Here is a 25267-nt window from a genome sequence, read left to right as displayed (position 1 = left end):
CATGAGGGACGGCAGCGTATTGAATGATTACTACCTCCTGATTGATCCATTTGTGAGCCTTTATCGCCAAAATGAAGTCAGGCTATCGGCTTGCCCGCCCCATTCTGCATCAAAACGCATCAAAAATCCGGAAATAGAAGCCCGTCGTTCGATCGGAAGTAACGGCGAAGTCCAGGCGGGTGTAGAGGTTCATCTGGCGGTTGATCAGAATCCGTAGCCCTGCCCCGCCGCTGTACCGGGTCGTCGAGAAGGTGAAGTCTTTGATTTCGGGAGCCACACCGCCAGCGCTGACAAATGCCGCCGCCACCAGAAACCTTCCCAGATTGCGACGGTACTCCGCCTGCGCCGACCACAGCTGACGATCGCGAAAACGGCCATGGGTGTACCCCCGCATGATGGTATAGCCGCCCAGGCGGGGCAGATCGTGGAAAGGTACGTGGCCCTGCGTGAAATGACCGACGCCCTGCAAACCAAGAAGGCTCTTGGCATTCAGAGGGAAGTACTTTCTTACATCCAGAAACTGGTCGTTGTATTCAAATGTACTACCCAGTCCGGCGAAGTGCTGGCGGTAATGGGCATTGGCGTACCAGCCCCGCGTGGGGCTGAAGGCATCGTTGCGGTAGTCCCAAAGTACGCTGGGCCCGATGCCCACGATGCGGTTGGCCTCGCTGCCCAGAAAAGGGTCGATTTCGTTCAGGCGCTCCTCATTATCGAATTTAACGCTGCGTACATCGCTGAAATAGGATGTGAGCCCCAGGAACAGTTTCCCTTTGGTTTTTCTATAAAAATCACCCTGAAAGTACGTGCGGTTGTAGCTGGCGCTGAGGTAATCGTCTTCGGCGAGCGTTTGGTTGCCCACGCCCCAGAAGTTTTCAGAGAATATGACGTACCCACCCTTCCCGCGCAAAAAGTACTTTTCGTTTTTGGTAAAAACCTGCCAGGCAGGCTCCACGACCAACTGGCGCCGGGTACTGTACAACGCCTGAATCCAGGCGTAGGAGTTACGGGTAGTTGGCAGCGTATCGGCGTTGAAAAAATAATCAACCGAAATGCCCGCCTGAAAGCCCGTTTCGGGACTGGTACGAAAAACCGGCAGGGGCAAAACGTGCAGGGGCCGACTCACCAGAGAATCGGGATTGAATTTTTGCCAAAACTTGGACTTGGTTTCCTGTGCGTAGGCATCCGCGCCTGCCAGCAACATTCCCACACCCAGGATATGACAAAAGCGCTTTCTCAATTTTTACCCGTTTTAAAGTTTTTGTTCTCAATCCGGGAAAGTTCTTTCAACTGTCCCTCTTCATACAACCTGTCAAGCGACAGCAAGTTTTCGTCCGTCACGGCCAGCGTGGAATCGGTGGGAGCAAAATTGATGTAATCCTGCACCAGAAGACCGCCCACCCGCTGCGGATTATACGCCTCACGGAACCGCATCCCGGTTTCGTCGGTGTAGTAGAGGTACGACAGGTAGTCCATCGAGCCATTTTCTTTGTCGAAGTAATACACAAACACATCGTCGTGGTCCTTGCCACCGCCTTCTTCGTTAAAAAATACTTTGACTTTGTCGTAGGTTTTTCCTTTGATCGTCACTTCGCCAACGTACTCCTTTTGCACCGCCGGATCGCGCAACGGCGCGGGAAGGAGCAGGAAGTACGCCACCGAATTGACCGAGTACTTGTACTTATCCATCGTGGTATCAGGTACGGTCTGCCGCTGTCCGTCGATGGTGCGGTAGGCTTCGGCGTTAGTCAGGATGTCGCGGATTTCGGCCCCGGTCGAGTCGGTCTGGATGCGTTCGTAACGGAAATCGCCACCGTTCTTTTGCACGATGTAGTGCTTGTCTCTGAAATCGAATTCGAGATCGACCTGGTCATAAGCCGATCCGCCGTGGTAGGCGATTGCCTTCTCCACAATCGTTTGGGCTTTGTCTTCTTTTTGGCACGAAAAGATCGCCAGCGAAGTAAAAAAGAGCAACAGGAGAGAAATCCGCATGTGGAAGGGTTAATTTTAGGGTAGTTTTCACTTTCGGTAGCTAAACTGATAAGCTCTACAGCAAAGTTCACCATCTTCAAAATGAAATCACGCATCCTGATTTTCCTGTTCATGGGTTTTGTAGGTTCGCTGCAAGCCCAGCCCCTCCAACTCTGGTACGACCGCCCCGCCGCTACCTGGGAAGAGGCGCTACCCGTAGGCAACGGACGACTAGGCGCGATGATTTGGGGAACGGTGGACGAAGAGCTTATTCAGCTCAACGAATCCACGCTTTGGGCGGGTGGGCCCGTCGATCCCAACCCTAATCCCAAGGCGGCTACCTACCTGCCCGCCATTCGAAAAGCCCTCTTTGCCGAAGATTACACCAAAGCTGACCAGCTGACGAAAAAAATGCAGGGGCTTTTTACCGAATCCTACGCCCCGCTGGGCGACATTGTCATCAAGAGCCGAAACGCGGGGGAAGTCACCAACTACCGCCGCGAGCTGGACCTTGCTACCGCTGTAGCCACCACCACCTATACCAAAAATGACACGCAGTACCGCCGCGAGATTTTTTCTTCGGCTCCCGACGAGGTCATCATCATCCACCTGACCGCCAGCCAGGCCGCCGCGCTGAGTTTCGACCTCGAAACCAAGAGTTTGTTGCAATTTGTCAACGTGGCCGAGTCGCCCACCGAAATTGCCATGCGTGGCAAAGCACCCGCACACGCCGCCCCCAGCTACCAAACTGCCGATCCGAATCCGATTGTCTACGAAGATCCAACGGGCTGTAAGGGTATGCGTTACGATCTGCGGGTAAAAGTCATTTACCAGGGCGGGAGAGTGACCGCCGACAAAATGGGCCTGCATGTAGAGTCGGCCGATGAGGTGACGCTCTTCGTCTCGGCGGCGACGAGTTTCAATGGCTTCGACAAATGTCCCGACAGCGAGGGGAAAGACGAGATCGCGTTGGCCAGCGACTATCTCAATAGAGCGATCGAAAAACCCTACGAAATCCTTAAAAGTACCCATCAGGAAGATTATCAGCGATTTTTTAACCGTGTTTCGCTCCAACTGGGCGATGCCGAAAGGGACGAAATCCCCACCGACCAGCGGTTGAAAGCCTACACCGAAGGAGCCGCCGATCCGGCTTTTGAAGCCTTATACTTTCAGTATGGCCGCTACCTGCTTATTTCCAGTTCGCGTCCAGGGACTCAGGCCGCCAATTTGCAGGGCATCTGGAACCCGCTGATGCGCCCGCCGTGGAGCAGCAACTACACGACTAATATCAACGCCGAAATGAACTACTGGCCCGCCGAGGTCACCAACTTGTCGGAAATGCACGAGCCATTCATCGACCTGATCGGGAACATTGCAACGGCGGGCCGCGCTACGGCGAAGAATTTTTACGGTGCCAAAGGCTGGACACTCAACCACAACAGCGACATTTGGGCCACGACTAATCCCGTAGGCCAATTGGGAGAAGGCGACCCCAGCTGGGCCAACTGGCCCATGGGCGGGGCGTGGCTCTGTCAGCATCTGTACGACCATTACCGCTTCACGCGCGACGTAGGTTATCTGCAAAAAACGGCCTATCCCCTAATGAAGGACGCTGCTGCTTTTTGTCTGGATTGGCTGGTCGAAAACAAAAGCGGGCAACTCGTCACGGTACCCTCTACTTCCCCCGAAAACCGATTCATCGGCCCCGATGGCAAGGTACACGAGGTGTCGGTGGCCACCACGATGGACATGAGTTTGATCTGGGACCTTTTCACTAACCTCATCGAAGCCTCGGAAGTACTGAACGTGGATGAGGACTACCGACAGGTGCTCACCCAAAAACGCGCGAAACTCTTCCCGCTGCAAGTCGGCAAGCGGGGCAATCTGCAGGAATGGTACAAGGATTTTGCCGACCGGGAGCCGCTGCACCGCCACGTATCGCATCTCTATGGACTATATCCGGGACGACAAATTTCGCCCATCACCACGCCTGCCTTCGCCAAAGCAGCCGAGAAGACGCTGGAAATCCGGGGCGACGGCGGCACGGGATGGAGCAAAGCCTGGAAGATCAATTTCTGGGCACGACTGCTCGATGGCGACCATGCCTACAAACTCCTGCGCGAATTGCTCACCTACGTTGGTACCAGCGAAACCATCATGAAGGGCGGCGGTACCTACGCCAACCTCTTCTGCGCCCATCCGCCCTTCCAGATCGACGGTAATTTCGGCGGCATCGCGGGCATGGCCGAAATGCTGATTCAAAGCCATTTGCAAGATATTCAACTCCTGCCCGCGTTGCCCGCGGCCTGGGCACAAGGTACCGTAAAAGGACTCCGCGCGCGCGGCGACTTCGAGATTGATATGGCTTGGGAAGAGGGAAAACTGAGCACCGCCACCGTCCGTTCCGAAGCGGGCGGTACTTGTCGGATTCGTACATTAAATCCGGTCAGGGTGACGGGGACGCTTTTTAAAAGAGAGGGAAATACGCTGGTTTTTGAGACGGAGGCGGGGAAAGCGTATCGGGTAGTTGGGGAGTAGTTCATAAAACCAACTCCAACTTATTCGGGAATTTCGTTCAATAAATTTTCCAAAGTACTGTCAGAAATATCCGACTGCTCCGACTTGTCGTAAATGGAAACCAGATAAACCGTTTCGGCAACTATTTTTACGCATGTAATAACCCTGGCTCCACCCCTCTTGCCTTTACCTTTCGAGCGAATCCCCAGCCGAATTTTGTAAAAATCATTTTTCAGGGCCGTACCTAAAAAAGGGTTTTCCTGCAACTGCTCTCCCAACTCTTCGATCTTTGCGCGAAGCGAGGGGAATTTTTTGATCAAACGCTTGGCTTCACGCTTGAAGGACGCAATAGTTTCAATTTTATAATTCATCCAATTCCTTTAAAAACTCTTTAAAGGGGGTAGATTTCATCTTGCCTTGTTCCACTAGTCGCATTTCCTTAACGCCTGCCCGGATGTTTTCGATCACCTGCTCGTCGGTGTCCTCGCATGGATCAGAATCCCGGATAGTCACAAACGAAAAGTGCCGGATTAGGTCTTTGAAGAATTTGAGTTTTTTATCCTGTACTTCTAAAATCAGCGTAGCCATAATCCATTAATTTTAAGTAGATAACAAAAATAGCTATCATTGCCAGCCCATCCAAACTGGATACCGCAAATGCGGCGCACTTTTAGATTTGCCCAATGACTTCCAACTCCCTCAAAAAACGCTGGCGCGACGGTGAAATTACCATCAACGGCTGGCTTTGTATTCCCACTTCCTGGACCGCCGAAGTCATGGCGCATGCGGGCTTCGACACCCTGACCATCGACGCGCAGCACGGCCTGGCCACGGACTTGACGGCGATTTTGCCGATGCTGCAGGCCATTGCCACTACCGATACCGTGCCGCTGGTGCGCGTAGCCTGGAACGATCCGGCCCAGCACATGCGGATGCTGGACGCCGGAGCGCAGGGCATCATCTGCCCCATGCTCAATACCCGCGCCGAAACCGAAGCCTTCGTTCAGGCCTGCCGCTACCCGCCGCAGGGCTATCGCAGCATCGGGCCACTGCGGGCGTCGCTGGGTGACGAAGCCGGGTACCTCCGCAAGGCCAACGACGAAGTACTTACCATGGCGATGATCGAAACGGCGGACGGCTATAGAAACCTGGAAGATATTGCCCAAACGCCCACCCTGGATGCACTGTACGTAGGTACCTGGGACCTTTGCATGACGATGGGTCTGGAAAAAATGGCGGATTTCGACGACCCCGTACTGCTGGGCATGCTGGATACTATTCTGAATGTTGCGGCTAAGAATAACATCATGGCGGCGGTGCACTGCGGTACGCCGGAAAATGCCATCAAGATGCGGGAAATGGGCTTTCAGATGGTGACGCCGCTGACGGATACTTTTTCGTTGCAGCAGGCCATTGCAGAAGGGTTGCGGAAACTTCGGGATTGAGTTGTAGTTTCATTATTTTTGTAGAAACAAAATTTCATCGACAATGCGGAAAACAATACTAGGCCTGGCGCTTTGGCTGGTCGGCTTCGCGACCCTTGCCCAAAACTCGCCCGACGACGTCAAGACCTTCACTCTACCTAATGGCATGAAGTTTCTGGTGCTGGAAGACCATTCCATTCCTACCGCCAATATGTACTTTTTCTGGAAAGTGGGGGCGCGGAACGAGGTGCATGGTATCACGGGCCTGTCGCATTTCTTTGAACATATGATGTTCAACGGAGCCAAAAAATACGGTCCCAAGCAGTTCGACCGCGTGATGGAGGCCAATGGCGGCTCCAACAACGCTTACACTACTGAAAACGTGACGGTCTATACCGACTGGTTTCAGAAGGATGCGCTCGAAACCATGTTCCAATTGGAAGCCGACCGCATCGCCGACCTCAGCATCGATTCCACGATGGTGCAGAGTGAGCGCGGCGTGGTACTTTCGGAACGCAGCACAGGACTGGAAAACAGCAACTACCGTACGATCAGCGAATTGGTAAAAGGTGTCGCCTTTCAGGAGCATCCGTACATGTTTCCGGTGATTGGCTTCGAGTCGGACATTAAAAGCTGGACGCAGGAGGATCTGGAAAACTACTTCAAGACGTATTACTCGCCCAACAATGCCACGGTGGTCGTGGTCGGCGACATCACGCTGGCGCAGGTCAAAAAACTGGCCGACCAATATATGGCACCCATTCCGGCGCGGGGACTGCCGCCCAAGGTACGTACCGTGGAGCCGGAGCAAAACGGCGAGCGGCGCGTGACGACTTACAAGGACATCACGACGCCCAATATTTTGCTAGCCTACCACACGCCCGAAACCAGCCACGAAGACTACTACGCGCTGGATTTGCTGAATAATTTGCTTACCTCCGGTAATTCGTCGCGACTGACGAAGGCGCTGGTGATGGACACCACGCTGGCGAGTCAGGTGTTCAGCTTCATGGGCGACGGCTTCGATCCGAATCTGTTTTACATCTATGGTGTGGCGGGCAACGGCGTGTCGGCGCAGGAGTTGGAAAAAGCCATCGAGGCGCAAATCGACGACCTCATCCAGAATGAAGTCAGCGACCGCGAGTTGCAGAAGGTAAAAAATCAGAAATTGATGGAGTTTTACCGCACCATCGAAACCATCAACGGCAAGGCCAACAGCCTGGGTACCTACGAGGTGTTTTTCGGTGATTACAGAAAACTCTACGATGCGCCCAAACTCTACGAAAAAGTGACCCCGGCGGACGTCAAGCGCGTGGCTGCCAAGTACTTTACCGAAAGAAACCGGACGGTGGGATATCTTTTGCCCGACAAAACCAATTAAGTTCACAACTTCCCGAAAGCTTTGAGCTTTCGGGAAGTTAGACGACCAGACAAATGAAAAAAATAGCAAGCCTGTTACTGATCTTCAGTGTCTTCGCCGCTGAGGCCCAAAACAACTTCAAAGTACCCGCCTACGAGAAATTTAAGCTCAAAAACGGGATGACGGTCTATCTGATGGAGCAGCACGAAGTACCGCTGATTTATGTGTCGGCGGTATTCGACGCGGGATCAATTCAGGATGGCGACCGCTACGGCCTGGCGAGCATGACCGCCGATGCCCTGCTTTTTGGCACGAAAAAATACACCAAAGAACAAATAGAAGAAGCGACCGACTACGTGGGGGCAAACCTGAACAGCGGCGCAGGCAAGGAAAGCGCACGGGTCAGTATGTCATTTGCGACGAAGGATGCCGACAAGATGTTCGACGTTCTGCAAGACGTGTTGGTGAACCCCACTTTCGATGCCACGGAATTTGACAAGTACAAGCAGCGTTCGCTGCTGCAGCTCACCCAGCAAAAGGAAAGTCCGCGTGCGGTGATTGGCAACTACTTCAATAAAATGGTGTTTGACCAGCATCCTTATGCCAGCCCGACGGATGGTACTACGTCCACGATCGATAAAATCACGGCCGAGGATGTACGAAGTTTTTATAAAACCTACTATACCACCGACCATGCCGCCATTGCGATCGTGGGTGATTTCAAGACCGCCGACATGAAAAAACGGATCACGGCGCTGCTGAACGGCTGGAAAACCGCGGAAGGCAGAATGATCAAGCGGGTGGTACCTGATCTGGCTTTTGACAAAAGCCGCGTGCTGCTCGTCAACAAAGGCGACGCCCGCGAAACTACTTTTCTCATTGGCGGCAAAGGGGTGGACTATATCAACCCTGATTATGTGCCGATTATGGTGGTCAACACGATTTTGGGTGGACGATTCACGTCCTGGCTCAACGACGCCCTGCGCGTCAACTCGGGCCTGACCTACGGCGCGGGTAGCCGGTTCAGCCGCTACAAGATGGGCGGTACTTTCTACATCAGTACTTTTACCAAAAACTCCACGACCGTTCCCGCCATCGACATGGCTTTGCAGGTCCTCGACAGTCTGCACCGCACGGGACTGAACGACGAAATACTGGCTTCGGCCAAGGCTTACGTGAAGGGCGATTTTCCGCCCAACTACGAGTCGGCGGGCGCGTTGGCGGGCTTGCTGACGGATATGTTCACTTACGGCTTTGACGAGAACTACATCAATACTTTCCAAACCAAAGTAGACGGCCTGACCGTGGCCAAAGCCAAAGACATCATCGCGAAGTACTTTCCGAAAGACAAGCTACAGTTCGTGTTGGTCGGCAAAGCCGATGAGATCCGCGACTCGGTAAAAAAGTACGGGACGATTACGGAGAAGGAGATCAAGGACGAGGGTTTCTGAGCAGCGTAGAAACACAACTACATGCTTGTTTTGGTTTTCAGGCTGTATCAATGTAGCCTATTTCACCGACGTGGTCTACCTTTCCGAGGCTAACCGTGCTCCTGTCACTGCAAGCGGTTTTCAGGACTTCCGCCTTTTCAGGACAAGGCTATCCGCCGGATAGGTCGCCTTCAGGAAATCCATTTGATTTCTGGCCCAATCGATAATAAGCTGCCGCTGATCGTCGGTAATGTCAGCCTCGGAATGAAGGCCCAGATAAGTGTATTCTTTCATGGGCATTTCTTTCTCTTCCACCATTTCCACGATCTCCTCAAACTTATGGTTTTGCACGGCAACAGGCAGCCGCGTAAATTCAGAAAAGTTCAGGTGTCGCTTCCCGTCGTTTACATGTTCGCTGAGCCACCAGGCGGCGGGCTGCACATTGGCGTACCAGGGATAAACGGTTTTGTTGGAATGGCAGTCATTGCAAGCTACCTGAAGCACGTGGTCTACGTCCTTCGGAATCTCGTATTTCGTCGAAATGTCATTGGTGCGGTCGTCCGATTCGTTTCTTTCGGGACGAATGAACTGCACCAGTAAGAACACGACGATCAGGCCGAGGAAAATCTTTAATGCCATACTATGAGATATTTTGGGTGATGGTATAAAGACGCTGCCACTTGCGAAATCTACTGATTTTACCTCAATGGCCTGAAAAACTACCCCTTATTCCCTATTTCAACCACTCCCAGCGTTTGGCCCAGTCCATCAGAAACTCCTCCCGATGCTTCGATACAGTTTTCGCGCCCTGTTGCGTACCAAGGAATAACTCCGGCTCTGTCCGGTCGCCGTACCAGTTGCGGCCAAGGACGTAGTCGTTGGGGCCCCGTTTTCCCGGCCAGGGTGCCACACTTACGTACTTTCCTTTTTGTCCATCCAATTCCGAAATTGAACTATGGGTCGTATACGAGCCGACTTCCACCTGCTTGGGAGAATACCGAACTCCGTATCGACCCTCTCCCAAATAGTAGCCCGGCCACAATTGCCCGCTTATGTCTAAAGTAAAACAGGCTGAATCCGTAGGAATAGCAAGTTTTGGACCTTTGAACCGCCATTCCACCACACTGTACGTGGCTACCGTGTCGGCGGTCGTGGTGTTTCGCTCAAAAATCGCTCTGGAACTCCGGTCAATGGGGGTGAAACTACCGCCCCAGCTTTCACCAGTGGGGGTATCCGGATTTCCCTTCATCAGGTAGGCAAGGGAGGGCGTATCGCCCATTTTTATATCGCCTTTATAGTAGTTTATAAAGTCTTTTCCCATGGCTCCCCGACCCTGGATATAGTTTCCGTAGAAAGCCTTGCTCGTGATATTTTTTGGTGATTCCGGATCCATGAACCATCCCCGGTACGTGGCATTGGCTTCAATCATCCACAGGTCAGGATGGTGTTCGGCGATGTAAGAATAGGCATTTACGCCCCACTTCTTATTCGGTCCGCCAATCATATATACCCTGATTCTGTCTTTGATTTCGGGGGCATCATGTAAGGCCTGAGCCAGATCCTCAAACCCACCCCACACCAACACCCACAGGGGCTGATCGCTCTTTTTTCTGGCACAACGAATAATCCAGTCGGAGCCTTCGGTGGCGGCACTAAATCCCTTATAAGCAGCTTCTTTAATGGCACCTTGTTTGCAAACGGCCCTGAGGGCATCAGGGGCGGGAAATCCGGATGAATGTTTTTTAAGCTTGCTGAGGTCTTTCTCGTACAGGTCAATCATATTCAGGATGTCTTTCGTCCTCCCATCGCCATAAGGAGAAGAGACCAAACCTTCGATCTGAAACCGGTCGGCGTACATCAGCAAATGGATCATGGACTGGAAATCGTCGGGGTCGGTCCCACCAATATCGGTGCTGATGATGATGCGCGGTTTGGTTTGGGCCAGAGCGGAAATGTTGGTTTGAACCAATGCCAGAATAACTACCGCACCTATAAACCAATACTTTACTGAACTTTTTAAGATTATTGACTGCATTTTTTCTATTGATTTTATTTTGGCAACACTTTCACAATGACTCTTTTGTATCTCGACAAGGCAGGTGTTCCCTTATCCGTAAGCTTCAGGATAAAGTGTAGTGTTTCCTGTTTGTCAACCTGAGGAGCGGTCACGTAAACCCCGTGCACGTTCTCTGCGCCCATATTTATCGGTTTCTTGTAGGTACTTGCCTCAGGGTAGTAAAACCAGAGAAAACTAAGGTTGTCCCCATCGGGATCCGTAGAACTGTCGGCATCCAGCGCAAAGCCCTGTCCTGATTTCACGGTGAATTCTTCGGCATGATCCAGAACCGGAACCGGCGGGTGATTGGCTTCGGCGTAGGGCTTGACGCACCAATCCATGCGGGCGGCGAAGTCATTCTGGAAGTCATCGCGCCAGCGCCACAAACTTGCCTTGTTACTGGTGAAAGTGGCCGTGTCTTTCTTGACTGCCCGTCCGTACTCGCTGGGCAGGTAAGGGGTGTAGCTATCTGTGGCACTCGCCCAGATGGGCCGGGTTTCGGTTTCAAAGGGTACCCCGGAGTTTCCTTTTTTCTCCTTCGAGAAATCCGGTTTGTACAGTTCGTAACGGCCACCCCAGCCGCCCCACTCAGGATGTTCGGGAGCATTCAGGCCATTGGGTATCAAACCTAAGTACGAAGGGGTGTCGCCTTCCATTCCCCAGGCGACATCGGGGTACACGGCACCGAGGGCACCGTGCCCTTGCTGAATGTTCTGGGCGATCCAGCTATTGCTGATTTTTTCATTATTAATGCCTTTCACAAACGTATTGATGGCGCTCCACGTCGCCGTCCCGTAATTATCACCCGGATTGACGATGTAAAAAAGGTCAGGAAAGTTATTCCTGATCCAGATGCCACTATCATCCTGATCCGAAATGGTATAGACCCGGAGTTTTGCAATCAACTTTTTTGCTTCTGCCTCGGTCCTGGTCTTTTTGATTTTGTCCAGTGCCTGCGCCAGCGTATTCACCCCTCCCCAGACGGATACCCACAAGGGACGCTCGTCTTTTTCTTCCAGTACTTTGATAATCCATTCAGAGCCTTCGGAGTCTTGACCATCGCCCACACCCAGCATTCCGTATTTTGGTAGTCCCTGCTTTACCAGACCGAGCAACGTCTCGACTTTTGGAAATCCAGGTTCGTGCTTTATCAGGTTAGGCTGTACTTTGCCATAAGCCCGCACTATTTTTTTGATTGATTCGGGCGCCACGCTCGTTTTTTTCCATACAGAAGTAGTCGCTACCAAACCTTTCAGATCGATCACGTTAGAATACAGGAGAAGGCGGACGAAAGACTCTAAATCGTCGGGCTCGGCTTCAATATCGCTTAGAATGACTACTCTGCTTTTCTGATTGGGCTGGGCGGACACAGTGTGGCCGAAGAGCGTCGTTACGAGAAGAATCAGACAAATATTAACTTTCATGTTTTTTGAATTCATGTTATACGTTAGCAATCTAAACCAAAAGCGTTGTTACACTACTGAGATACTTTCCTGAGCACGAGACCTCTGATAGACAAAAAGTCACTTCTTGCGCCCTTCCTGCCGCTCAAAATCCTGTTCACTGGAAGCTCCTCCACTGAAATGCCGCAGGTTGTAGGTGAAGGTAAGCATGAAGTACCGCTGCAGAACGTTGGACTGCACATCCTCCACCAGAATATCCGTCACATTGCGGCGGATGCTGATGTTCTGTTTCAACAGGTCGAACACACTCAGGCTGATCTCGCCCCGCTGGTTGGAAAACAGCTTCTTGCCGATGCTCATGTTCCAGATCATGTAATTGGTGTTGAAACCCGCCGACAAACCCGTGTTGATGCGGTGGTTGAGGTCAGTCCGGTACACCAGCCCCTTCCAGATCACCCAGGTGAGTTGAGCCCGGCTGCTCTGGTTGAAATAGTTCTCAGACGTCTTGCGCAAAGACCGGTGCACCGTGTTGTAGCCTGAGCGCGTGGAGACGTAGAAGTCCACGTTTTCGCTGATGTTACTACTCAGCGACACACCCAGCCGAAAACCGGTGTTGGCGGTGAAGTTAGTCAGCGAGTCGATCATGCTCGGCGTGCGGGTGTGGGTGATGTAGGCGTAGGTGCTGAACTTGGATTTGAGGAAATCAACGGGGCGCCCGAAGTTGATGAACGACTGGATGGTCCGGTAGCCGTCGAGGTTGACGGGCCGCGAGAGCTGGGAACCCGTCTGCAGCGTGTCGGTGGCCGTCAGGGCAATGGGGCTGCGGGCGGTCAGCGTGCTGCTGGCTATGTAGTTGGGGATGAGAGCCCCCTCCAAACTGGCGTAAAAAGTATGATCGTTGTCGGGATTGTGCGTCCGGTAACGGCCCCGGAAGCGGTTCTGCACCGACTGCACCAGCCCCGGATTACCCGTGCGTACATAGAGCGGGTTGGAAATGTCGTAGACGTTCTGCAGTTGGCTGATCGAAGGCGCATCGGTCCGGGTGCGGTAGTCCAGTTCGATGTTGGTGGACTTGGTAAACTTGTACTCGAACCGAACCGCTGGCAGCACATTGGAAAAAGTGCGGTTCAACTCAAACTCCCGCGGAAAAACCTGGTCATTGTGCAGCATAGCATTTTGGTACTCCCCTTCCACCTGAAAGCGCACTTTGTCGGTCCGATACTGGTAACTCAATTGCGTTTTATCCGTGAGGTAGTCACTTTTAAAGCTATTGCTCAGCCCGACATTCAGGTCGGAGTAGTCGCCCGTAAACTCGCTGTAATCGTAAAGCCGCCGGTCGGAGTCATCGTAGCGGTGGCCGCGCTCGTGTTCCAGTTCCACGCTTCCGTTTTTACCAATGGGCTCGGTGTAGGATATCTCACCTTCCCACGAAAAACCCTTCCCGCCAAAATCGGTGAACTGGTTGAGTATCCGGTCGCGGCCGGGCTCGCGGAAGTACTGGTTGTCGGCCAGGCGGTACCTTTGGTTGTCGCTGTTGCTGAAACCCGTGCTGAGCCGGAAGGTCACACTTCGGCCCTTTTTGTCAAATTGGTGGCTGTAATATAGCGTGTTGCGAAAATTCACGCCGGTACTGATGGCATTGGAGGTGTTCTCGGTTTGGTTGAGCGGGCTGTTCTCGTTCTCGGTGCGGCCCAGGAAGTAGTTGAAATCCTCCCCACGCCGCACGGTCATGCGGGGGCGAATCAGAAGCCGGTTTTGCTTGTTGATTTTGTAGTCGATGCGCATGTCAGCCTGGTGCGTGCCTTCCTTATCGGTACTTCGGCTGTTTTCGGTGTAGGTCCGGCCCGAATCCGCCTCGCTGATAAACTGCTGGAATTTTGACTCGATGCCGAAATTCTGTTGGTTGGTGTAGGTGTAGCTGCCGCTGGCCTCGATCTTGGGCGACCACATGTCGGAGTAGTTCACGCCGATCGAACTGGTCTTGATGATGCCGCTGCGCGGCCGACCGCCCCGCGAGTTGCTTTCGTCGGTGCTGAAGCTGGTGGTGTTGATATTGTTGCTGAGGCCAGTGACCGTAAAGCGGCGGTCGTTATCAAAGATGTTGATGCTTGTCCCCGCCAGGTAGCGGTCGTCGGTGCCGTAGCCGACCGAAGTCTTGCCGAACTGCCCCTTGCGTCGGTCGGCGCGGGTCACGATGTTAATGGTCTTCAACTCGTCGCCGTCGGAGAAACCGGTCATTTCCGCCTGGTCGCTCTTTTTATTGAATATTTGAATGTTGGCAATCACCTCCGCGGGCAGGCTCTGCAGTGCCTTGGCCACATCGGTGCCGAAGAAGGGCTTGCCATCGATCAGAATTTGCTGCACGTCCTCGCCCTGAGCCTGGACTTTGCCGTCCTCTACCGTCAATCCGGGGAGTTTCTGAATAAGGTCCTGGGCGCTGGCGTCGGCGGCAGTCTTGAAGGCGGCGGCATTGAACTCGGTCGTGTCGCCTTTCTGGATGGCAGTAGCCACCTGCCCGATTACCTTCACCTCCTGCAGGTTATTCGCTTCTTCCACCAAAGCCAGTGTTCCCAAATCGACTGAAGAGTTTTCGATGTCTACAGTTTTGGAAATAGGTTTGAACCCCAAATAATTGACTTTGATCAAATAAGAGCCCGCAGCTATTTCGTTAAAGGCGAACTCACCATTGGCATCGGCAGAAACACCATCTTTGGGTTGCTTGTCAGTGGGCAGCTGAATCGTAACGATAGCCCCCGGCATGACCGACCGATCCGCCGCATTCTGCACACTACCTCTGATCGAAAAGTGCTGGGCGAAGGATTGGTGGACTACTGAACAAAGGACAATCTGCAGCAGTAAGCAAAGCCTGATATTTTTCTTAAAAAACGGGCTTAAATACTTTGGATGCGCATTCTTGTATTCAAGGTGAGAAGTCAAATTTTATGAGTTTGAGCGGTAACGATAGGTGAATTCCTTGGATAGGAATGACACTCTGAGGGGTTGATTCCACCGAAGCAGAAACCAGATGGTATGGAACAATGAATGGGCGATGCTTTGCGTGTAGTTCACACACGGCATCACCCATCCAGTAGTCAACTAGTTGGCAGTAAATAATTTCAAATCTTTTTCCGGCGCACCCTGACCGTATTCCGCTTTCAACCGTGCTTTTTTCAGGTCGGTGTTGATCACTTTGATATCCTGACTGCGGGTACCGTTTATCTCAAACAGCAAATCGGTGTTTGCGTTGTACTGCAGGCGGTCGAAAAGCAATTGACTGCTGTTATCCACAAGGACAACAGGACGGGTTTCTTTGGTTTTGAAATCGGCATTGATGATCTTAATACCGCTGGCTTCAATCAGCTCAATGCCCTTGTCGGTCTGCAAAACCATGTTTTCCATGGTGATGTTGGAAATGGGCATTTCGGGAAGCCCCCGGACAAACACCCCTATTTTTGCTCCATTGCAGACGATGTTCTCAAATTTCATGTTGCGGAAAATGGGCGTTCCTTCGTTCACTACCTGGCGCATATCGCGCTCACCATCGGTGGCAAACTTCACGAAGTAGTACATATCGAAGAAAATGGCTTCATCGACGATGTCTTTCATGAAAATGTTCCGGGCATAAATGTGCTCTACTACCCCACCACGGCCACGAACCGATTTGAAACGCAGCCCTTTGTCAGTACCCATGAAGGTACAGTTCTCGACGAAGAGGTTGCGGGCTCCTCCGCTCATTTCGCTGCCAATCACGAAACCTCCATGGCCGGCATAGACCGTGTTGTTACGAATGATGCCGTTCTCCGTGGGTATTCCCCGCCGACGGCCTTCTTCGTCCTTACCGGATTTGATACAGATGGCATCGTCACCCACATCCAGGGTACAGCCTTCGATCAGGAAATTCTTGCAGGATTCGATGTCCATCCCGTCGCCATTGTGGGCGTAGTCGGGATTTTTGGTCGTGATGTTCCGGAAGGTCAGATCTTCGCACATTAGCGGATGGAGACACCAGGCGCCAGAGTTCTGGAAAATGATACCTTCCAGCAGTACTTTTTTGCAGCCGTTGAGTACGACCAGGTTGGGGCGCAGGAAATCTTTCATTCCGGCAAAATCCCCCGGTTTCTGGCCTTCTCCAATCAGCATGCTCTTGTTCTCTTCGCTGGCTGATTTGAACTGCTCACTGGGGTACCAGGTTTTGCCATCGGCTTTTAGTACGCCTCCCGAGGCTACCTTTTTCTTCCACTCGTCTTCGGTCAGTTGCCTTTTGTGCACAGCCCGCCATACGTCGCCGTTACCATCCACGATGCCTTGTCCGGTGATGGCTATGTTGACCAGGTTCTTTCCCGAAATCGGGGATTGATTGCGGGCGGCGCGCTTGCCCTCATAGAATCCTTCTACGAGCGCGTACTGGCTCTTGTCGGGGGTGAACAGTAGCGTAGCGCCCCGCTGCAGGTGCAGGTTGACATTGCTTTGCAACTCGATGGGGCCGGTGAGCCACAGGCCAGACGGAACAAGTACCACGCCCCCTCCCTTCTTATTACATGCAACAAGGGCTGCATTAATTGCCTTTGTATTCAGGGTGGCTCCGTCGGGTTTGGCACCATGCGCCAGTATGTTTATGGTGTCCTTCCGAAAGGTAGGTTCGGTCACCTTCGGGAGGTTGGCCCAGCTATAGGGCGAAGTAGTCTGCGCCTGGACGAAAACGAACGACAGGCATACTACTAGAAGGCTACAAGCAAGAGATCGATTTATCATAGAAAGATTTTAACCTTCCCCCAAAAACTCATCGGGGGAAGGTTGTTGAATTTTTTGATTGAAAAATAAGCAGAAAAGACAACCTGACACCTATTGGTAACCAGGATTTTGCTTGAATTCTGCCTTGTTGGTCACCGCATCCAGCTGCGTTTGCGGAATGGGACGCACTACGTGATATTCCTGCAAATTGACGGCATTGTCAGGAGCATAGGCGCGGATACGCTCGAGCAGTTTGCCCGTACGTTTCAGGTCGAACCAGCGCATTTGCTCGCCGGCAAACTCACGGGCCCGCTCGTCCAGAATGAAGTCGAGGGTTACCTGTGCGGGTGTGATCTGCATAGAAGCCGCCTTACCGGATTTAGCAGCCCGGGTGCGTACTACGTTGATATATTCAGCGGCCGCCGGAAGGTTGCCCAGCTTCATTTGAGCTTCGGCAGCGATCATGTACACCTCGGCCAGGCGGATCACAAACACGTCGCGGGCGCTTTGCGCCTCGTTGAAGTTGGCGCGGGTTGGGTCCATGAACTTCGAAAGCGTAGGGTAGCGCAGATTGTCCTTCACCGTGCCGTTGGCATTATAAATTTTGCTGCGGTCAACCGTCAGGTATTTGCGGGTGGCTTCAAAAGCATCGGGAATCTCCTTGCGGGTAGAGTATACCGCCGTGTCACCCAGGCTCATCCCCACCGGACGGGTAGCTGCGTTGGCGTACCAGGCCTGCTGAAACGACCCTTCGTAACGGGCGTCCTCGTCGCTGTACAAATCCAGCAAAAAGCGGGTAGGCATGTACCGGTTGAAGGGCCGACCGTTCACCAGGTCGCGGGCCATGCCGGGCCGGTCATCATACTTCATCAGAAAGAGCAGGTGACCGCTGTTGCTGCCCCGCGAGTGGCCGTAGGGATTGAAGGTAGAGTTTGCCAGGTCGTTGAGGGCGAGGTTTGTAGAATAATCGACTACGTAGATTGCTTCTTTAGTTTTCAGATTACTCATCTTCCAAAGATCGGCGTAGTTGGCTTCCAGCTTGTAGCCATAGTTGCCTTTCAACACTGCCTCGGCCATTTCGAGTGCCTCTTTGTTCATGCCCCGGGTCAGGTACATACGGGCCAGAAAGGCCTGGGCGGCCCCCTTGGTTACTTTGCCGTACTGCGGCTGGGTAGCGGGCAAATTGGCCGTGGCGAATTTCAGGTCCTCGAAAATCTGAGCATAAATCGTTTCGACAGGTGTTTTGTTGGCCGTAGAGACTATACCATTGGTTTCCTGGGTCGTAAAGTGTACGCCACCCCAGGTTTCTGCGATGTGCCAGTAGTAGAAGGCGCGCAGGAAGCGGAGTTCACCCTCGCGGACAGGCCGCAAGGCCGCCGAAAGCCCCGCCTCGCCAATGCGGTTGATGCCTCCGTTGCATAAGTTGACGGCTGCATACAGCTCCCGCCATTCATTGGTCAGGGCGGCATTGTTGCCCTGCAGATTGAGATACTGGGTCAGATCCCGCCAGACATCCCCGGCGGCACTCGTCCAGATGTCGGTGCCGGTTTCAGAAATGTTATAGCCTTCCTCTTTACCGTACCACCAGCGTTGGTAGGAATAGGCTGCATTGACCAGCGTCTCGAATCCTTCGGGAGAAGAATAGACAGATTCGGCCGTCAGACCGCTGGGGTTGTATTCTTCCAGAACATCATTACATGATCCCAGGGAGAGCAGCAGTACGGCTACCAACCCCGTTTTTTGGATGAAATTTAGTTTCATGTCGTATTAGAAGTTAGAAATTAAAGACTCAGGTTGATACCGAATACATACAGCTTGGTCATAGGGAAGTTCTCCGATCCACCCCGCTCCGGGTCATAGTTCAGCTTGGTGAAGGTGAACAGGTTTTTGCCCGTGGCGTAGATCCGAAGCCCACGGATCACCTTGGTGCCCAGCAGCTTGGATGGTACGTTATACGCCAGCGAAATATTCCTGATACGGGCGAAAGTACCGTTTTGATACCCCAGCGTAGAGAGGTACTTCAGGCCTCCGTTTTTGTTGGGGCGCGGGTAGGCATTGGTCGGGTTCTCGGGCGTCCAGTAGTCCAGTCCGGCTGTGCTGTTGCCAATTCCCTGCTGGTCAAATCTGGCATAGCGGTCAGCGTCGATCATCTGGCCAACGCGGGCGTAGAGGAACACATTGATGTCGAAGCCTCTGATTTTGAAATTGTTGTCAAACCCTCCGCTCCACTTGGGGCGAGGGTTGCCCAGGATAATCCGGTCATTGACGGCATCGATTTTTCCGTCTCCGTTTTGATCCCGAACCTTGATTTCGCCAGGCTTCTGGCTCGGCAGAATGGCGGCAGCTGCGTCAACTTCGCCGGTTTGCCACACCCCCAGTTTTTCGTAATCGTAGAACACACTGATCGGTTGCCCGATGAACCAGCCATTTCCGATGTCGTCGCCACCCGTTACCAGTTCCGTAATTTCCTCCTTGTTTTTAGTGAAGGTCAGGCTGCTGGTCCAGTTAAAGTTGTTGGTCCGTACGTTGGTGGTACCCAGGGTTACTTCCACCCCACGGTTCCGGGTTTTGCCTATGTTCTGCTTAACAGTTGTTACACCGGTAGTTGGAGGCAGTCCCCGGTCGAGCAACAAATTGGAGGTACGGGTATCGTAATAATCGACTGTACCGTTAAAACGGCCCTTAAAAAGTCCAAAATCAAGGCCGAAGTTTTGAGTCTTTGAAAGCTCCCAGCCCAGTGCGGCATTACCCACATTACGTGAGAACGTGTAAGCCGGAGCTGCGACGTCGTCATAGCCAAAAGCAATGCGGGTAAGGGTAGTCTGCGTGGCATAAGGACCGGATGGATCGTTACCAGCCACCCCGTAACTGGCTCTCACTTTCAGGTCGGTGAGCACATTCGTTTCGGGCATAAAGTCCTCCTCAATGATCCGCCAGGCAAAGGCAGCCGATGGGAAGAAGGTCCATTGGTTACCCTCAGCCAATTTAGAAGAACCATCTTCTCTGGCCGTCAGGGTCAGCAGGTAGCGGTCGCGGAAGGAGTAGTTCAACCGGCCTGCGAAGGACAACAGGTTACTTTTCGAATACCCTGAGTTGATTTTGATCTCTTCGGAGTTGCTACCCAGCGAGTAGAAAAGCTGGGAAGGCAGAAGCTGATTCACCCCGGTAGCGGAGACGTTGTCGGAAGAGTTGCTCAGGTAACTTACGATCCCGGTCAGCGATAGACTATGCTGACCAAATTTCCCCTGATAGGTCAAGACGTTTTCCCAGTTGATGCTCCGACCATTGTTGGCCCCGTACGATGACAGTGATTTGCCGGTCAGGGTACGGTCAATGGATTTGGGAGATGCGTATATTCCGTTACGGGAGGAGGCAAGGTTCACACCTACGGTACTCCGCGCCGTAAATCCTTTGAAGGGAGTCAATTCCACGTACCCGTTGGTCAGAATCCGGGTCGTCAGCACCGAATTCTTGTAAGCATTGGGTTGCTCGTCCGACAGCGGGTTCGCTGAAGTACCATCAATCATGATATAGTTAAAATTACCGTTGACGTCGTAGAGGGTACCCAAAGGTGTAATTTTATTGGCCTGGTTCAGCGGATCGCGACGCACACTCTGGTCGTAGTAGGTGAGCTGGGTGTTGAGCCCGATATTCATCCAGTCATTGAGGGAGTAGTCAACATTGATGCGGCCGGTGTAGCGTTTTAGCTCATCCTGCTTCAGGATTCCCTTCTCATTGAAGTAGTCAACCGAGACGTAGGATTTCAGGCGGTCGTTTCCGGCCCGCAGCCCCAACTGGTAGTCCTGCTGCACCCCGTCGTGAATGAGTTCGTCCTGATAGTCGATCCACTGGCCGTTTTGTAAAGCCTGGTACTCGGCTACGTTGGCAAAGATTTTGGGGTCGTCTGCCGGACTGTTCCAGATGCCGGCTGCCCGCCAGGCCTCCCGCTTAAAATCACGAAAACCATTGATGTCCATTGCCTTAGGGTACATCGTCACCTTTGAAATCCCCGTATAGGCATTGAAGGAGATGTCCGGCTTACCCGAACGGCCCTTTTTGGTCGTAATCAGAATAACCCCGTTTGCTCCACGCGAACCGTAGATGGCGGTTGAGGAGGCATCTTTCAGGATATCCATGGTTTCGATATCATTGGAGTTGATGTCCTCAAGATTGCTGTATTGAATACCGTCCACGATAATGAGCGGGGAGTTGTTTCCACCGATGGAGCGGTTGCCGCGAATCGAGATGTTCACTCTGGCACCAGCCTGCCCACTGCTGCGGGTGATGTCGGCCCCGGCAATTTTGCCCTGAGCCGCTTCAAGCACGTTGGCGCTGGGGACTTCCTTCAGCTCTTCTCCTTTCAGCTGAACTACGGAGCCGGTCAGGTCTTTCTTGCGGACTGCACCATAGCCGATAACGACCACCTCATCCAGTGAACTGGCATCAGGTCGCATATTGACGTTAATGGTTTTCCGGTTGCCCACCACAATCTCCTGCTTTTCGTATCCGACAAAAGAGAACACCAGGGTAGATTTCTCATTGGGTACCGTGATTTGATAATTTCCCGAAGCATCCGTAGAAGTACCCTGCTGGCTTCCCTGTATCAGGATGCTGACGCCCGGAAGGTCCTCCCCCTTTTCGTCTTTCACGGTTCCGCTCACCTTTTGTGCTTTTGGAGCCACGGTACTACGCGATTTCCCGGGCTGAGTATCGCTAACGCTTGAAGGTTTCTCCAGGCTGGCAAATTGCTGGGCGTAAAGCCGGTTGGAGGAGTTCACGCCGAGCCCCCACAGAACAAGTGCACCAGCGATCAGTAGTTTTTTTTGCATTGTTTGCTTGTTTAAGAATTGAGATTTTTACCCATCTGTGGCTCCTCTTATCTCATGTATGTGCGCTCAGACGGCATTTACCTTAGTACATATCATTGCTACTTTGCTGGACCCGAATCATCGACGAAATGAGTCAACATAAGTTTCCCAGTAGTTCAGACTGGGGTAAATTGCTCACTGACTTGCCCGGTTTCCTCCCAGGTAGTCAAAAAAGGGCGAGGGCTTCAGTTTTCTTCTATTTTAATCCATACGTGCAGAATTTATAATGATTAAGGAAATAGTGCCAAAGGTAGAACTATTTTATTTCATTTTATTTCTTTTTTTTATTATTTTTTTCTTTCCTTTGCTATTACAGTACCATTACTTACTAAACAGAAGGCCATACGAAGTCCTCAGAATGAAAAAATCATTAGTTCTTGCGGTAGATCAGGGTACCAGCAGCACAAAGACGGTCGTGTTTAATGAAAAAGGAGAAGTGGTGGCGAGAGGCACTGAGCCCTTGTCTACCCATTATCTTGAAAATGGGTTTGTGGAACAGAATCCGAATGACATCTACGAAAATGTTCTGAAGTCCGTAGAGAAGTGTCTTGATGAGTTTCGGTCCCAGGGAGGGGACCTGAACGACATCAAGTCGTGTGGCATATCCAACCAGCGAGAAACCTTCGTGCTCTGGGACAAAGCGGGTGAGCCTTTGCATAATGCCGTAGTGTGGCAATGTAAACGTTCTACAGAAGTTTGCGATCGCCTGCGGGAAAAGGGTCTGGATCAGAAAATCAAAGAACGGACCGGCCTGCTGATCGACCCTTACTTTTCGGGCTCCAAGACAATCTGGCTTTTCGAAAATGATCCGACCGTAAAAAAGGCGATCATGGCTGGCGAAGCATTTTTCGGCACCGTCGATACCTGGCTTTTATATAAGTTGACCAAAGGCAGGCAGTACCTTACCGACCATACCAATGCGTCGCGTACTTTATTCTTCAATCTGCATACGTTGTCCTGGGACCAGGAATTGCTTTCCGACTATGGCTTAACCGGGCTTCAGTTGCCTGAAATACAGGCATCTTCGTCAGAATTTGGCACAACTGATTTTGGCGAACTTTTTGAAAATCAGCTGCCTATCACCGCCATGATCGGCGATTCGCACGCCGCGGCTTTCGGAGAAGGTTGCTTCTCACCCGGAATTGCCAAAGCGACCATGGGGACGGGCTCCTCCATATTGATGAATATAGGTACCGCACCCCGCTTTTCCGAGCGGGGCATGGTAACGACCATTGGATGGAGCAGGGACAACCACGTGGAATATGCTCTGGAAGGAGTCATCGTCACCTGTGGGGCCACCATCGAGTGGTTAAAGAACAACCTGAGCCTGTTTGCCGAAAGCCGCGAAACCGAAGCGATGGCCAACGCAGTGGAGGATAGCGGCGGGGTCTATTTCATTCCGGCGTTCAGCGGGCTCGGCGCGCCGCATTGGGACATGAACCGCAAGGCATCTATTACCGGCATGACCTTCAGTACCAATAAAAACCACATCGTGCGGGCGGCGCTGGAGTCCATTCCCTATCAAATCACGGATGTAATCATGGCGATGGAAGCGGATACGGGAATTAGCCTGGAAGGATTAAATGTGGACGGAGGCCTGACTTCCAACGAGTTTGTGATGCAACTGCTGGCCAATCTGCTGGATAAGCAAGTCGTCAATCTGGGGCTGGCGGAAGTGTCGGCCCTGGGAGCCGCTTATTTGTCCGGACTGCAGTCGGGCGTGCATCCAAGCATCGATTACCTAACTACCCTTCATAAAGGCACGACTCAGGTAACGGTACCAAACGAGAGCGGGGCGAGGGCAAAAACGCAACATCAGGGCTGGCTCGAAGCCATTGGGTAGGCCATGATGGAGTACTTTTCATTATCAAAACTTCACTCAATTCACCGGAAAGGACATGTGGTTAAAAACCCTTTATTTCGCACTACTATTTCTTTCACTTGGTCAAATAGCTCAACGCGCTTATGCCCAGCCCCAGGTCGAGAAATGGGGGCGATTTGAATTAACGCTGAAAGGACCAGAGAGCGGCAATCCGTTCAACGATGTGCTTCTGGCAGCGGAGTTCTCCAAAGGCGCTGAAAAGGTGAAAGTAGCCGGGTTTTATGATGGACAGGGCGTTTATAAAGTTCGTTTTATGCCCGGGTCGTTGGGCGAGTGGCAGTATAGAACGGTCAGCAATACCAAAAGCTTGAACGGAAAAACCGGGAAATTTGAATGCATTGTACCTTCAGCCGACAACCACGGGCCCGTTCAGGTGGCGGATACCTACCACTTTAAGTACGCCGACGGGACGAGGTACTATCCGTTTGGTACTACGGCATACGCCTGGACTCACCAGCCCGAAGGACTGGAAGAACTTACGCTGACTACGTTGAAAAGTGCCCCTTTCAATAAAATCAGGATGTGCGTGTTTCCGAAGTACTACGCAAACGTCGAGAACGAGCCACGTTACTACCCATTTGAAAAGAAGGATTCGACGGCCACGCCCACGGGCAGGGTAAAGTTCACGTGGGATTTTTCCAGATTTAACCCGGCTTTTTTTGAACATCTCGAAAAGAGAATTGACGATTTGAACAAGTTGGGTATTGAGGCCGATGTGATCATTTTTCATCCATATGACAAGGGTCGCTGGGGTTTTGATAGCCTGGGAAAAGAAAACGATTTGAACTATATCCACTACCTCACTGCCCGGCTTTCTTCTTTTCGGAATGTTTGGTGGTCGATGGCCAATGAATTTGACTACATCAAAACCAAGCCCCGCGAAGTTTGGGACGTATATAGTAAAGCGGTAGTAGCGGCCGATCCCTATCATCACCTGAATTCGATTCATAATGGAAGCGTATACTACGACAATTGGAAGCCTGAATTCAGTCATGTGAGTATTCAGAACGGCTCTGCTGTGGATGGATTTGGCAAGGCCGTACTGCTTAAAGATGTGTTCTTTAAGCCCATGCTATACGACGAGGTCTGCTACGAAGGGGATTTGCCACAACGATGGGGGCATTTGAGCGGCGAAGAAATGACCGAAGCTTTTTGGCAGGGTACTATTGCCGGAACCTATGTAACCCACGGCGAAACTTACAAAAACCCCGGAGATACTATATTTTGGGCAAAGGGGGGAAGGCTCGTGGGTAAAAGCCCGGCTCGTATCGGGTTTCTGAGAAAAATAATGGAGAATGCTCCCGGTCCCCTCGAACTCGCCGACCCATGGAAAGACAATTGTACGGCTACGGCCAATTCCAGCTACTACCTTATTTATCTGGGCAAGGATATGAAGCCCGAGTGGGAATTGAGTTTACCCAATAAGGCAGGCCCGGCCCCGGGAAAGAAATTCAGGATTGAACTCATCGATACCTGGGATATGACCATCACGGTGCTCCCAGAAGTGTTCGAAACTCAAAGAGCGGACGGGTACCGCATTTTCGATAAAAACCGAAAGTCAATTCGTTTGCCTATGAAGCCGTACCTAGCCATCCGGCTGACAGAAATATGAACCCGCGGAATCGTTT

17 protein-coding genes are annotated in these 25267 nt (G+C 52.2%); 6 read left to right on the top strand and 11 right to left on the bottom strand.

All coding sequences use genetic code 11. The features are described from left to right. Positions 1–109: 109 nt before the first annotated feature. Together IE117_RS22780 and IE117_RS22775 are read right to left on the bottom strand one after the other, a co-directional pair. A complete protein-coding gene (locus IE117_RS22780; RefSeq protein WP_189567718.1) occupies positions 110–1237 on the bottom strand; it encodes a BamA/TamA family outer membrane protein in 1128 nt (375 codons plus the stop codon). Next, complete coding sequence (locus tag IE117_RS22775; protein ID WP_189567710.1) at positions 1234–1989, bottom strand: DUF6503 family protein; 756 nt, start codon at positions 1987–1989, stop codon at positions 1234–1236. The genes IE117_RS22780 and IE117_RS22775 overlap by 4 nt, the downstream gene beginning before the upstream one ends. Positions 1990–2070: 81 nt before the next feature. Between IE117_RS22775 and IE117_RS22770 the strand changes: the two genes are divergently transcribed. After that, positions 2071–4506, top strand: a complete 2436-nt coding sequence (locus IE117_RS22770; RefSeq protein WP_189567708.1) for a glycoside hydrolase family 95 protein — start codon at positions 2071–2073, stop codon at positions 4504–4506. 20 nt (positions 4507–4526) lie between these two features. On the opposite strand, the gene IE117_RS22765 is transcribed toward IE117_RS22770, so the two are convergent. Both IE117_RS22765 and IE117_RS22760 read right to left on the bottom strand, forming a co-directional pair. After that, on the bottom strand, positions 4527–4856 hold the full coding sequence (locus IE117_RS22765) for a type II toxin-antitoxin system RelE/ParE family toxin (RefSeq protein WP_189567706.1): 330 nt from the start codon (positions 4854–4856) through the stop codon (positions 4527–4529). Next, the gene (locus tag IE117_RS22760; protein ID WP_189567704.1) at positions 4846–5073 is read right to left on the bottom strand and encodes a hypothetical protein; all 228 of its coding nucleotides are present in this window, start codon (positions 5071–5073) and stop codon (positions 4846–4848) included. Before IE117_RS22760 ends, IE117_RS22765 begins: the two co-directional genes overlap by 11 nt. A gap of 95 nt (positions 5074–5168) precedes the next feature. Between IE117_RS22760 and IE117_RS22755 the strand changes: the two genes are divergently transcribed. Genes IE117_RS22755 through IE117_RS22745 form a run of 3 tightly spaced genes read left to right on the top strand, consistent with a single transcriptional unit; the run spans position 5169 to position 8720 of the window. Then, positions 5169–5930 carry an HpcH/HpaI aldolase family protein gene (locus tag IE117_RS22755; RefSeq protein ID WP_189567702.1) on the top strand — a complete coding sequence of 254 codons (762 nt, stop codon included), beginning with the start codon at positions 5169–5171 and terminating at the stop codon, positions 5928–5930. A 43-nt stretch (positions 5931–5973) separates the two neighbouring features. After that, positions 5974–7290, top strand: a complete 1317-nt coding sequence (locus tag IE117_RS22750; protein ID WP_189567700.1) for a M16 family metallopeptidase — start codon at positions 5974–5976, stop codon at positions 7288–7290. A gap of 53 nt (positions 7291–7343) precedes the next feature. Beyond that, a complete protein-coding gene (locus IE117_RS22745) occupies positions 7344–8720 on the top strand; it encodes a M16 family metallopeptidase (RefSeq protein ID WP_189567698.1) in 1377 nt (458 codons plus the stop codon). 120 nt (positions 8721–8840) lie between these two features. Here IE117_RS22745 and IE117_RS22740 read toward each other — a convergent pair whose 3' ends face one another. The 7 genes from IE117_RS22740 to IE117_RS22710 all read right to left on the bottom strand — a co-directional run bounded on the left by IE117_RS22740 (position 8841) and on the right by IE117_RS22710 (position 21718). Continuing rightward, positions 8841–9338: a heme-binding domain-containing protein gene (locus IE117_RS22740; RefSeq protein WP_189567696.1), complete on the bottom strand. Its 498-nt coding sequence runs from the start codon at positions 9336–9338 to the stop codon at positions 8841–8843. A 94-nt stretch (positions 9339–9432) separates the two neighbouring features. Then, complete coding sequence (locus IE117_RS22735; protein WP_189567694.1) at positions 9433–10734, bottom strand: nucleoside hydrolase-like domain-containing protein; 1302 nt, start codon at positions 10732–10734, stop codon at positions 9433–9435. Between the two features lie 14 nt (positions 10735–10748). After that, a complete protein-coding gene (locus IE117_RS22730) occupies positions 10749–12179 on the bottom strand; it encodes a DUF1593 domain-containing protein (protein ID WP_189567692.1) in 1431 nt (476 codons plus the stop codon). 99 nt (positions 12180–12278) lie between these two features. Further along, positions 12279–15095 carry a carboxypeptidase-like regulatory domain-containing protein gene (locus IE117_RS22725; protein ID WP_189567690.1) on the bottom strand — a complete coding sequence of 939 codons (2817 nt, stop codon included), beginning with the start codon at positions 15093–15095 and terminating at the stop codon, positions 12279–12281. A gap of 159 nt (positions 15096–15254) precedes the next feature. After that, positions 15255–16910, bottom strand: a complete 1656-nt coding sequence (locus IE117_RS22720; protein ID WP_189567688.1) for a glycoside hydrolase family 28 protein — start codon at positions 16908–16910, stop codon at positions 15255–15257. Positions 16911–17000: 90 nt separating this feature from the next. After that, a complete protein-coding gene (locus IE117_RS22715; RefSeq protein ID WP_189567686.1) occupies positions 17001–18650 on the bottom strand; it encodes a RagB/SusD family nutrient uptake outer membrane protein in 1650 nt (549 codons plus the stop codon). A gap of 20 nt (positions 18651–18670) precedes the next feature. Beyond that, entirely contained in the window at positions 18671–21718 is a 3048-nt protein-coding gene (locus IE117_RS22710; protein ID WP_189567684.1) for a SusC/RagA family TonB-linked outer membrane protein, read from the bottom strand. A 397-nt stretch (positions 21719–22115) separates the two neighbouring features. Here IE117_RS22710 and IE117_RS22705 point away from each other — a divergent pair, with 397 nt between their 5' ends. After that, a complete protein-coding gene (locus tag IE117_RS22705; protein WP_189567682.1) occupies positions 22116–23600 on the top strand; it encodes an FGGY family carbohydrate kinase in 1485 nt (494 codons plus the stop codon). Between the two features lie 55 nt (positions 23601–23655). Next, positions 23656–25251: a DUF5060 domain-containing protein gene (locus tag IE117_RS22700; RefSeq protein ID WP_189567680.1), complete on the top strand. Its 1596-nt coding sequence runs from the start codon at positions 23656–23658 to the stop codon at positions 25249–25251. The last annotated feature ends 16 nt before the right edge of the window (positions 25252–25267 follow it).

The sequence above is a fragment of the Persicitalea jodogahamensis genome (assembly GCF_014651615.1).
GTDB lineage: Bacteria > Bacteroidota > Bacteroidia > Cytophagales > Spirosomataceae > Persicitalea > Persicitalea jodogahamensis.
Note: the sequence above shows the minus strand (reverse complement) of the source record. Positions and strands in the feature narration are given on the sequence as shown.